This window comes from Halomonas citrativorans (assembly GCF_014898005.1).
Classification (GTDB): domain Bacteria; phylum Pseudomonadota; class Gammaproteobacteria; order Pseudomonadales; family Halomonadaceae; genus Vreelandella; species Vreelandella citrativorans.
Genome location: NZ_JABUYX010000029.1, coordinates 20,691 through 32,520, shown reverse-complemented (window position 1 = coordinate 32,520; position 11,830 = coordinate 20,691). Strand labels below are relative to the sequence as shown.

The 11,830-nt window shown below is 51.5% G+C and carries 11 protein-coding genes and 2 pseudogenes; 2 read left to right on the top strand and 11 right to left on the bottom strand.

The features are described 5' to 3' along the window. Both INT20_RS16400 and INT20_RS16395 read right to left on the bottom strand, forming a co-directional pair. A partial coding sequence (locus INT20_RS16400; protein ID WP_226912225.1) for a condensation domain-containing protein occupies positions 1-562 on the bottom strand: 562 nt, incomplete at its 3' end. Positions 563-656: 94 nt separating this feature from the next. Then, positions 657-3,674, bottom strand: a complete 3,018-nt coding sequence (locus tag INT20_RS16395; protein WP_193057319.1) for a type I polyketide synthase — start codon at positions 3,672-3,674, stop codon at positions 657-659. Positions 3,675-4,020: 346 nt separating this feature from the next. Here INT20_RS16395 and INT20_RS16390 point away from each other — a divergent pair. Further along, a pseudogene (locus INT20_RS16390) lies at positions 4,021-5,040 on the top strand (IS110 family RNA-guided transposase). Positions 5,041-5,442: 402 nt separating this feature from the next. Then, positions 5,443-5,724 (top strand): hypothetical protein, encoded by a 282-nt coding sequence (locus INT20_RS16385; protein ID WP_192536182.1) that lies wholly within the window; start codon positions 5,443-5,445, stop codon positions 5,722-5,724. A gap of 294 nt (positions 5,725-6,018) precedes the next feature. Here the strand turns inward: INT20_RS16385 and INT20_RS16380 are convergent. From INT20_RS16380 to parA, 9 genes and pseudogenes are all read right to left on the bottom strand, one after another. Beyond that, positions 6,019-6,714 (bottom strand): annotated as a pseudogene (locus INT20_RS16380) (IS3 family transposase); the annotation flags it as partial. A 5-nt stretch (positions 6,715-6,719) separates the two neighbouring features. Beyond that, entirely contained in the window at positions 6,720-6,848 is a 129-nt protein-coding gene (locus INT20_RS18270; RefSeq protein ID WP_263974040.1) for a hypothetical protein, read from the bottom strand. A gap of 12 nt (positions 6,849-6,860) precedes the next feature. Next, on the bottom strand, positions 6,861-8,138 hold the full coding sequence (locus INT20_RS16375; protein WP_192536180.1) for a hypothetical protein: 1,278 nt from the start codon (positions 8,136-8,138) through the stop codon (positions 6,861-6,863). 660 nt (positions 8,139-8,798) lie between these two features. Then, positions 8,799-9,155 (bottom strand): ComEA family DNA-binding protein, encoded by a 357-nt coding sequence (locus INT20_RS16370; RefSeq protein WP_192536179.1) that lies wholly within the window; start codon positions 9,153-9,155, stop codon positions 8,799-8,801. Positions 9,156-9,527: 372 nt separating this feature from the next. Beyond that, positions 9,528-9,734 (bottom strand): hypothetical protein, encoded by a 207-nt coding sequence (locus INT20_RS16365; protein WP_193057318.1) that lies wholly within the window; start codon positions 9,732-9,734, stop codon positions 9,528-9,530. A gap of 196 nt (positions 9,735-9,930) precedes the next feature. After that, positions 9,931-10,200 (bottom strand): Fic family protein, encoded by a 270-nt coding sequence (locus INT20_RS18265; RefSeq protein ID WP_318781686.1) that lies wholly within the window; start codon positions 10,198-10,200, stop codon positions 9,931-9,933. Continuing rightward, on the bottom strand, positions 10,190-10,693 hold the full coding sequence (locus INT20_RS18260) for a Fic family protein (RefSeq protein ID WP_263974037.1): 504 nt from the start codon (positions 10,691-10,693) through the stop codon (positions 10,190-10,192). Before INT20_RS18260 ends, INT20_RS18265 begins: the two co-directional genes overlap by 11 nt. An 84-nt stretch (positions 10,694-10,777) precedes the next feature. Further along, positions 10,778-11,005 (bottom strand): plasmid partition protein ParG, encoded by a 228-nt coding sequence (locus tag INT20_RS16355; RefSeq protein ID WP_192536177.1) that lies wholly within the window; start codon positions 11,003-11,005, stop codon positions 10,778-10,780. Between the two features lie 82 nt (positions 11,006-11,087). Further along, positions 11,088-11,717, bottom strand: a complete 630-nt coding sequence (parA, locus tag INT20_RS16350) for a ParA family partition ATPase (protein WP_192536176.1) — start codon at positions 11,715-11,717, stop codon at positions 11,088-11,090. Positions 11,718-11,830 lie beyond the last annotated feature (113 nt).

Genomic DNA, 11,830 nt, shown 5'->3' with positions numbered 1-11,830 from the left:
CTCCCTGTTCCTGCTGTCGCGACCACAATACATAATCGCGAAACGTCAGCTCCAGCGGCGCCAGTTCAGTCTCAGGAACGTGGTAAAGCTGATCGAGCTCAGTCAACAATATATCCAGACTGCGGCCATCTATGCACCAGCTATCCAGGCTGAACGCAACATGCCCTCCCCCCTGATCCAGCACCATACGAATTTCAAATTGCGGCCATGTTGCAATGTCGGCGCGCCGGTGAGACAGCTCGTGACGCATGGACTCCAGCTCGGATTCCCGCCGATGTGTCGGCATATCTGAGACATTGACGCAGGCAATGTCGTAGGCAGGCACCGACTCGAGAACTTGCTGCATCCCGTCAGGCAAGGCAATCACACGAAGCATGTCATGGCGTTGGAGCAACGTGTCCCAGGCTTGGCGGAATCGAACGGGATCCAACTGCTCGACACGGTACTCCAAGTAGATATGCATGGCTGCATCAGCAAGCGCTTCCTGTCGCCCTATCCAGTATGCCTGCTGCATATCCGTCATCGGGAAGGGCTCGTAGCGAGCGGAAGACACGGGCGTCATAAGCGCATCAGGTGCAACTTGCCGGCTTTCGTGGCTTTTCTTTTGGGATTTCTGTATCCGTGACAGAAGATCTTTGTTACCTGCAATGCCTCGCTTACTCATCAGTCGTCTCGCCCATCAGCCGTTCACATACAATTTCATTTAATTTGCGAGGAGTTCTGGACCCCATGAATTCAGACATGCTGATTGAAACACCCAGATCGCGTTTAACTGCTTCCTGGATCTGGATCGCGGTCAGTGATGTGCCGCCGTAAGAAAAAAAATCATCATCCGGAACTGCGCTGGGCAACCCAAGATACGTTTCCCAATACGAAACGAACAATGCCAGCAGTTGAGCCGAATCATCTTCGTTCAACTCTAGCACCTCTTCTTGCTCGTCAAGACCATTCGGTGCTGCCTGCGACAGTCCTGTTGCCGCAGTGACGGCCCCTCCAGCGCGTTCGGGCGTTGGTCCAATTGCTCCAGGCGCCCTGTTCTCGCCCTGCGTCTGTTTGGCATTGCTGGGACGATTGATCCATAAAGAATGTTTGCGAAACGGATAGCCCGGCAATACCACCTTGCTGACAGACTCGGGAAACAACGCTGTAGCCTCGGGCACCAATCCATTACCATATGCACTTGCGAGCGCCTCCAGGAAGTCCAAGTGTTCGGAGCGAGCCTGGCTGCACGATGGAATCGCCAGCAACTGCGACTTACGAACCAACCCACTCACCAGCGAGTGCGGGGAAATTTCAATTGCCATTGTCAGATGGTGAGCTGCTGTCGCCGCGGCAAGAGCCTCTGAGAACAAGGTTGGCGAAAGCAAATGCCTGGCCCAGTATGCAATATCGGTCGCATCCTCCAGACGCTGGCCGCTTAATGTGCTATATACAGGTATGGTCAATTTCTCGCCACGTAAACGGGGCGCACGCTGTACAAGGTAATCAGCTGCCTTCCGAACCATGGGTGAATGAAAGGCATGTGTCACATTCAACGGATACGTGCCTACACCCGCCTCCTGGCAACGCTGCATGAACGCGTCCAGCGCAGCCTGTGCACCCGCCACAACCTGCACATCCGTCGCATTGTGGGCAGCAACTACTAGCCCTTGCTCCAGCGAAGGCATACTGTCGAGTTCGCTGAACACAACAAGCATACTTCCCTGTTCACCGTCTATTGACTCGAATGCTAGACCCCGCAAGCGAACCAGTTGCAGTGCGCTATCCAGCGTCAAACCACCAGCCACACACACGGCCGCGATCTCACCAATACTGTGACCGAGCACACACTCTGGCATCAGCCCCACGGCACGCCAAAGTTGTGCCAATGCATATTGATAAATAAACAAGGCTGGCTGCAAAACGGCCGGACGATGCAAAGACCAATCGTTGTCATGCAACGGCCATATCAAACAGGCCTGTTCATCACCAAGCAACATCCGGCATTCGTCGACAGCGTCACGAAACGGTGCATAACGCCGATACAATTGCCGACCCATCTCCGGAGACAGCATCTCGCCCTGCCCACCAAAAACCCAGCCTACTCGGGTTTCATCCGCTGATCTGCTTACTGTCAGTGCATTCAAATCTGGCGTCTCACCAGCTCTGAGGACCAAGGCCGTTCGATATCGCAAATGCTCCCGGGTGATTAGAGAAGTCAACGATATGTTTGCATCGCCATGCGCCTGCCGATAAGGCAACCAACTCTCTATCAATGGTTTTATCTGTTCCGGTGAAGCAGCCGACGCGAACAAAATCTCTGGGTCTATGCCCTGCTTTTGCTGCGGCATTGATGCAGCGGCTGAAAGATGTTCCTCGACCACTAAATGTACATTCGTACCGCCGAACCCGAATGAACTGATACCTGCACGATGAGGGGAGTTCCCTTCCCGAGGCCAGGGCAGTTGTGCTGTATTGATTTCGAATGCGCGATTGTCCAGCTCTATGTATGGATTGAGCGAACGGAAATTGGCCATGGGAGGAATGGTATGATGGCGAATTGCCAATATAACCTTGACCAAACCAGCCAGCCCTGCGCACGCATTCAAATGACCGATATTTGCTTTAACTGATCCAAGCCGGCAAGGATGTTTTCGATCACGCACCTCTCCCCAGGCCAGTTTAAGGGCAGATAATTCGACGGGATCACCCAACCGGGTGCCCGTGCCATGCAATTCCAGATAGTCGATATCGTCAGGCTTGAGCTCCGCCTGAGCCAGCGCCATACGAATTGCCCTAGCTTGCCCTTCGACTCCGGGCGCCATGAAATCCTGTTTGCTCAGACCATCGTTGTTGATACCCACTCCAGCAATCACAGCATGAATCTGATCGCCGGCTTCAATAGCATCTTCATAACGCTTCAAAACCAGCGAAACGACACCGCTGCCATCAAGGGTTCCACTGGCGTCTGCATCCAGCGGCCTGCAGTATCCGTCAGAGGACAGAATATTATTTTCCTGATATAGATATCCGCGCCCCTGGTTCAGGATCAGGCCACTTACGCTGACCAGCGCCATATCACAATAATGCGTCAGCAGGTTCTGGCATGCGACGGCAACGGCAGACAAGCCCGTAGAACATGCTGTTTGTATATTAAGCGCAGGCCCGGTAAAGCCGATTTTGTATGCCAGCCAATTACCTACGAAGTCGCATCCGTTGGCAGTTTCTACCTCCAACTGTTGTGACAGCGTGGTGGACTGCGTATCTTGCATAATATGTGGGATCACGTTCTCATGATAATAGTGAGGCGGATTTTTCCCTGCAAACACACCCACCGAGCACCGATCGGCAATCTGCCGCGGCGCATAACCGGCATGTTCAAATGCACGCCAGGATGACTCCAGCATCAATCGGTTCTGGGGGTCCATATACCGGGCCTGCCTTTCATTGAAGCCGAAAAATTTATAATCGAAGGCGTCAATATCTGCGAACGGCATGCCTTTGGCAACGTAGTTCTTATCATCTATCAGTTGCGGGTTTTCTCCAGCCTCAAGCAAGGCGTCCCGTGAATAATCCACTGTTGCCGATTTTCCGGAAATGATCAGCTCCCACAGTTGGTCCAGATTCTCACATCCAGGAAACCGCCCATCTATTCCTACAATGGCAAGAGCGTCCTCGCGGTTCAAATGTTCCATCTTATCCCCTGGTTCATTGCAACTATTTGACTGAGATTCGGGCCCCGATCTTGCTCCTCATCTTGCGAGCGATTCTTGCTGAGAGCGCTTATCACCTAAATGTTAATACTAACAATAGATCAAATACGACTCATTCTCAAATATGTTTATAAAAATAATACTCCCTCTGTCAGCCTAGACATTATGAATTAACCTACCCTCATCAACGTCGTGGGTTGCGTTGATTATGAGGCAACACCATAGAGCCACTAACTATTGAGAGAGGCAGGTCATGAAACAGTCTAGTCTAACTCAGCCTTCCATTGTTCAGTCCGCCACTGCTGACCGGCTCAACACCGCCAGCAACATCCATGCCGCCTACACTGGTCTAGATGTATACCAGGAGAGTATATCTGTAGCCATCGCCGAACCAGGCCGTCAGGATCCAGAGTTCCGCGGTGAGATTTCCAACAAGCCCAAGTCCATAGATAAGTTGCTCTGTCAGTTGAGCCAACGCTTCGAGGAGCAGCCATTACTGTTCAGTTACGAGGCCGACCCTTGTGGCTATGGTATCTATCGCCAAATACGAGACAGTGGCCATGACGCTGAGGTCGTCCCCCATCTTTGATCCCCCAGCGAGCAGGAGATCGCGTCAAGACAGACCGGCGCGATGCGAAAATGTTGGCACGCCTGTCTCGCTCTGGCGAACTTACCCCAGTATGGGTCCCCCCATGAGCAAGAGGTGATTCGAGACCTAACGCGGGCTCGTGAAGACATAAAGGCCATCGAACTCAAGGCTCGACAACGCTTAGGCGCTTTTTTGCTACGGCATGGCAAGATCTACGGCGGCAAGGGCAAATGGGGCCTGCTCATTTTCGTTGGTTAGAGACGATCCGTTTTAATACGCACATTCAGCAAATCGTGTTTGCCGAGTACATCGATACCGTGAAGGACGCTCAGCGCCGTGTAGCCAGTCTTGAGAAGCAAATGGAGGAAGCTAACAAACTGGTCTCTGGCTCTTGTGGTGAAGGCGCTGATGGCGATGCGCGGCGTAAGCCTGATCACGGCAATGACAGTCCTCGCCGAACTCGGTGATATCAGTCGTTTCGACTCGCCTCGTCAGTTGATGGCCTATTTTGGTCTCATGCCCAGCGAGCAGGCAGTCGACCATCACCAAGACCGGCAACGGGCATGTAAGACGCGTGCTGGTAGAGGCTGCTTAGAGCTATCGCTTCCCAGCACGTAAGACGCGAACGATTCAGCGGCGGGCGGAGATAACCTCGCCAGCGGTTCAAGCCATCGCTTGGGAGGCCCAGAAACGCCTGTGCGGTCGTTACCGCCGACTACAGGCAAGGTGAAGCAACAGGTCGTCACGGCAGTAGCATGAGAGCTGGTTGGCTTCTTGTGGGCGATTGTTTGCGAAGCGATGAGCAAGCCACATGGAAGCCGGGCAACTGTATGACAAGTGTGCTCCAGTGCCTATGTATCAGGGAGCGTCGGGCCGGTGGGAGAACTCAGAGCAACTATGAGACCCCTACCTTCCGGAGTGGGGTGACCCTCACGCCTAGACCAGGGTGGCTCCGCGACGAAGTGATGACAGGTCGGTACCCAACCCACGAATACCAGAAAGATCCACCGTCGCTGATAGCCCTTTGCTTCCTGACCCATAGGCATTGATGACAACTGAATGAATTAGAGAGAACCGAACACTTGATAGGTCAATCCATACCAGTTGTCCGGTTGGCGATATCGCCTAAATCTAATCCAGAAGGAGCGGCATGGAGTCCTTGTGCCACGTTATTCTGCAGAGCGTAAATCAGCCGTCCTGAAGAAGTTGTTACCACCCCATAATCACAGGGCGGCATCGGTAGCGACAGAGGAAGGCATCTCTGACGCGACGCTGTATAAACAGTGTCGAGTAAAAGGAGTGCCTGTGCCGGGTTACACCCAAGGCGACAGCGAATGGTCGCCCGACGCCAAGCTAGCCGTGGTCATCGAAACCGCCACCCTGTCAGAAACAGAGTTTGGTGCTTACTGCCGCGAAAAAGGCCTTTATCCCGAGCAAATCTAGCAGTGGAAAGCGGCTTGTCTCGAAGGCGCTGGCCAACAAGAAGACCCGAACGGCGGCGAGGTGCCAAACGAAAATGCCTTGAGTACCGCAAAGCAGTTTATGAAAGCGCTAAGTGCCGGCATCCAGAGCGCTGGTCGGGCAACACCCGAAACTGGGAGGCACCTGGTTCAGTATCGCTCAACCCTAGCAAGCTGCAGGAAGTTGAGCGTAATAAACAGACTGCTTAGAGGCAGCCATTTGGACAACTGGGTTGAAAATCACCGATACGATGTTCACAAGTATAGTAGACTGAGTGTCCCAGCAATTTCCACGCCGACTCAGGCTCTGTTTTATCTGGCATTTCCAGAGCGCCTGACGGAACCTGCGGCTCGTATAATGGCTGCCCTGGTCGCTTGGAACATAATGCCTTTGGGTCGCCCTCGACTTTCATAGGCCATTTTTAATGCACTGCTAGTGAGCTCGCTATCCGGCGACAACGACATCGCCCAGCCAATCGGTTTTCTAGTAAATAAGTCAATGACAACGGCTAGATAAGCCCAGCGATTGCCGACCCAGAGATACATGACATCGCCACACCAAACGCGATTGGGCGCCACAACGTTAAACTGACGCTCTAAGTGGTTCGGTACGTCAACATGTTCATCACCTGTTTGCTTGTAGGTGTGCCCAGGCACTTGGCAGCTAACCAGGCCAAGCTTTTCCATCAAGCGGCCAGCGCGATAGCGACTTAACGGCACATCCTGCCTTGTCGCCATCTCTGCAATGCTGCGAGCACCTGCAGAGCCTTCACTCTCGCGAAAGAGCTCTCTGACCTTGGCTATTTCCTTGGCCTTCGTGGCACACGCAGGCCTTTTTGAACGTTGTACCCAGTATTTAAAGCTACTGCGATGCACGCCAGACACGTCACACAGTTTTTTTCACTGGGTAGCTCGTCTTGAGTTTCTCGATCAGCGAGAAGTGTTCAAGGAGTCCGACATCAAGAGAGCGGTGCCTCATTAACTATTTCCAGCGTCCAGGCTGGCTATCTCTGTTTCCAAACGATAGATGCCCACCGTGAATGTATGGCCTTCCACTTCCAATCTTTCGTTGAGCGGGCTATCGACCAGGTTCGGCTCATCTTGCATCACGGCTACTCCTTAGACCTTCGTTTTCTGGATGGCGGCTCGAACGTAACGACGCTCGCCGATAATGTTCGAGCGCTTGTGTGACGCCTTCATCTCTCGGACTAGAGACGCTGACGCAAACATACGCGCTTCCACATCAATGACGCGCTTGCCTCGCTTCTTCTCGACAAACTCAACGTGTGAAAGCAGCCCTTCTGCCTCGATCCTTTGTATATGCTCACGGAACTTACGGCGCGCATGATACGGGCTCTTGTAATTCAGAAGCCCTGTCGTCTCCTGTAAAGACGACAATTTGAGCGAGTAAGGTGTCTGCTCAGAAATATTACGGCCATTGAGCAACAACAACTTGATGATGGCATGACCGACGTGCGTTTTAACTTGAGCAACACGAAACACGTTGTACTGCTGATACAGGCCCGCATGAATGCCCAGGCTGATAATTGGGTGAAACCTTGCCGTCCAGAAACCGTTTCGATCATGGGCATCAAACCCATTCTGCTCAAATGACACAAGCTCAGGAAGAATCGCCCCTCGCGCATTGATCCCCCCTTTTGAGGTCGACCGAACAGACAGATTGCACTTGTTCAATACTTCCAAAGAGCGCATCAGGGCTGGGTAGCTACGCCCCCTCCCCCAATGCTTGAGCTGTTGGATTAGTTGGTTAATCGTGAAATACACCCCATAACTCGGCAATGCGGCATGGCCTTTCGCCGGTTTATGGGATATGTCCGCCGGTTGAAGGATATCGCCGTTATCCATTGCTAGCTTGACCAGCGCCAGCTCCACAAGCTCATCGGTATTATCGGGGTAGCAAAAGATGGTCTGCTGAACGCCGTTGGCTTCTGTCCGGATTTGTGCCGGTGTCATCTCAAGGGTGTAATGCTCGCCGCTGTCTTCAAACGAATAGTTGACGATCCCCATTTCCTTCGCGTCAGGGCTGTTATTGATCCCCTGGATATCGCTGCAGTTGTAACGGGGTATTCGCTCCCAAAACTGCATCAGGTTGGACACATTGGCGCGTTCTTCCGGCGTGTTTGTCAGCGTCGACTGGAAATCACGAAGGGACTGCCCTTCAGGCGTCAGTGCTGCGTCAGGCAGAACATCCGGCTCGGCCAGTTTGAGTGTCGGTACATTGGCAACGTCTTCAGCCTGCCCACTTTCCGGCATGATCGAATCAAGATCGAGCGACAGGTTCGTCGGCGGTGCGTCCGATTGATCGGCTTTACTTGTTTTTGATTTGCGCAGGTCGCTAGTGACCTTCTCCCAGTCCGTGCGAGGATGCTGTGCCATGTCCATTCTCTGATTCGGTGAGTACGGCTTTATGGAACTGAGTGTAGCGAAGCGAAGCTGCTCCTTCTATGTACGCTCTGTACACATTCAGCACTTTTTTGTCGCACCCTGCTTCTAAGTACGCTCTGTACAAGTTTTTAACGTGAGAACACCTGTATATTCTATGTACGCTCTGTACACATTCTACAGCGTGAAGCGTCTCGCGGGGACATAGCTTCTTTCTGATTGGAGTCTCCAGAGCAAACCATCGGGTTCTATGTACGATCTGTACATGTTTCTATGTACGACCTGTAAATCTTCTGAGTTATCCACAGATTTTGGGGGTAACTCAGTGAAAAAAGCTGCCGTCCTATGTACGTTCTGGACGGGTTTGAGGTATTTCAGGGCTTTGTATGTACGCTCTGTACACGTTTCTATGTACGCAGTGAACAGGTTTCTATGTACGTTCTGTACAGGTTACTCAGGGCAGTAAGACCAGACACCGCTTTCTATGTACGGAGTGGACAGGTTTCTATGTACAACTCGAACAGGTTTCTATGTATGGAGTGAACAGGTTTCTATGTACAGAGTGGACAGCTTTGATCACTAACCAACTGTCAGAAATAGATATTTTTGAGCCTCCTTCTTTCCTTTTATCCTTTTTCCCTTTCCATATATCTTTTAGTGATTGCAGCCCAACCCTGAAGAAGCAATGTCCTCTACGCGGCTATCACTCAAACCACTAACAGCAGCAAGCGCGTCAAGCGATGCCCAAGGCCAACCTTCGACAATCGCTGCTGCCCTGCTCTCGCCGACATGGGGCAAATCGTTTAATTCATCCGCTGGCGCTGAATTGATATCAATACAGGCATTTGTTTCGGAAGATGCCACCACTGTAGCGTTATCAAGTAAGCGCAAAGACGCGCCTTTCAAAGCAATCCATACAGGCACATGATCAGAAATCACATCGCGGGCAAATCCGTGATTGATCCCCCAGCGCTCAGGAAATCGCAGAATGCCTTGGCCGATTACTGACAAAGACGTGCCTTCCTACAAGAATATGTAATCGTAATGATTGGGATACCGGCCCTCTGTCGTGCTAATCGTTGTACCTCTGTACCTCTGTACCTCTGTACCTCTGTACCTCTGTACCTCTGTACCTCTGCCATCCTCGTATGCCGCTTCAACACCCAAAAGTTCAAGCGTGTCAAAAACAAAGTGCTCGCTGTCGAGATTGAAGTCTCCTGTCAGTATGCGAGGCACACCAGGATAGGCTTCTTCACCTAACCACTGCCAGTAATCAGCCAACCCCTTAATCTCAGGCAATCGGTCACGCACACTATCCACGTACAGAATATGCACGTTGGCAATGGCGAATGTTTCGCTAGTATCTCGGTCGGTAAACAGCGCTTAATACAGCTCTCGTGCAAAAACATCCGCACCGTCGAAAAAAACAGCATCCCCACCCGATACAGACACCTCTGATTCTCGCCAAAAGAACGTATACGCTTCTTTATAGCTACTCCGCCCGATCAGATGACTCATCACATGTACCCAAGATTCACCTGATGCCTGCTTCAACGATAGATGCAAATTTTCAGCGCCTTCTTCGCTCATGACCTCTTGCACAGCAAGTAAATTAAAACTGCTGCCTACCTCACCCAAAATCGCGAAGTCCCTGTCGTTATTTCAGCCCAAGTGCTTAATGTTCCAGATTGCGATGGCAACGTCAGTCTGGACAGGCAATGATGAAATAATCAAAGCACCAAGAGCGGACAAACTCAAAACCTTGTTTGATACTATCATCAAAGCCTCATTTACTCTCCGGTAGCCTATCAATGCCCAGTGCCCAACAGTAAGGCTCGAAGCTGTTTTCCACGCTGTTACAAAGCAAGTCAACGAAAAGATCGTAGTTGCCGGCGCAATGCGCAGTGTCCAACGCTTCGTAGTAAGCCAACCGCTGCTCTACCTCGATCAGGGCGGCAGGGAACCCGGCTTTCATCAGCTCGAAATTCATCAAAAGCCGCGATGTCCGCCCATTCCCATCAATAAAAGGGTGAACCTTGACGAACTCACCATGCACACGGAACGGCTCGTTCAATGGGGTGCAAAGCGCCAGCCTCTTGATGATACCAATGAAGAAAATCGCTCATCGCCTGGGGAACCTTGTAGGCTTCAGGCGGCCGGTGCTCAGCACCTGTTACCATGACATTAACCTGGCGATACACGCCGGCGTTCTGATCGTCGACGTTTTTGAGTACCAGCTGGTGCAGCGACTTGATCAACCATTCGGATAGAGGCTCACGCTGCTTAACCCAGTCTTCAACCATCCAAATCGCTTCTCGGTGGTTAATGACCTCAAAATGCTCACGCAAGGTTTTTCCACCTACTGTGATGCCTTCAAGGGCAACCTTGGTTTCCTTGAGCGTGAGCGTATTCCCTTCGATGGCGTTGCTATGGTAAGTCCATTGCAAAACCAGCGATTCATGTAGGTTGTGGACAACAGCATGAGGCAGTGGTTGATGCTGATCTAGCTGCTCTTTAAGCCGATCAAGACGTAAGAACCTGTCAGACATCCGCCCTCTCCTGGACAGTCAACCTCAAAATACTCGATGGGCTTTTCTTTAAATGAGGTTTTGATGCAATGAGTAAAAGCACTTTCACGCCTGATCGCCGTCGATCAACTTATCAATTTGTTCACGCAGAATATCCTTGATGGTCATACCATTCTGAGCCGCGTATATCTTCAACCGCTGGTGTTCTTCATACGTCAAATCAATGTTGACCCGCTTTTTGGCCGGTCTGTCTGCCAGGCTCGCTAACGTCGCTTCTTTTCGCTTGTCTGCTTTCGCGCTTGGGCGTCCAGCACTAAGTACACTTTTGGTCATCTCAAAAACCTCAAAAAATCATAACTTCAAATCATTATTTCCGCATTAACGTAAAAGCTCAATAGATTAAAAATAGAAAACCTCAAATGAGCTTTTCCTTCAGCTCGTTCATCAATGCGTTGATTTCAGTAGATGCAGGGCCGTCAGGGTCTTGGTCAAAGACCGTTGTACCTGTTGCGGCAGTCGTGGGATAGATAACCCGCTGAGTAACCCGACTCTCAAGTACCGGCAACTCATATTCGTTAAGTGCATTGGTGACTTCCGAGCCTATCCGCGTCCCCTTGATCGCCCTGGAGACAACAAACGCCGCTTGCATCTTGCCGTCAGTGATCTCAATACGCTGCTTCACCAACTCGACAAGATCAGCCGTCGCCCAAATATCGTACGGGCTTGGTTGTGCCGGAATCAGCACAAAATCCGCTGCCTTAATGGCGGACGCTGCCAGATCGGCTGCCTGTGGTGCACCATCAATCACCACAAATTCTTTGCGGGCCAGGTTTTTCAGATCACGCCCTATCGTTGGACGGTCAATGCCGACCACCGGCACCGGCTGATCCTCACGAACCGCTGCCCAATCACGAGCACTGCCTTGGGGGTCTGAATCGACCAACAGTACATCATGTCCTGCCAGCATCAGCGCCGTGGCCAGGTGTGTTGCAATCGTCGTCTTACCCGAACCGCCTTTCTGATTTAGAACCGCAATAACGTGCATTGTATCTCCACCATCGTATAAGAACCTTATCTGAGCTTATGAAGAAATGGGTATTTTATCAAATGGTTATAAACTCAAATAAAAAAATGAGGTTATGAGTCATTACGTTTTAA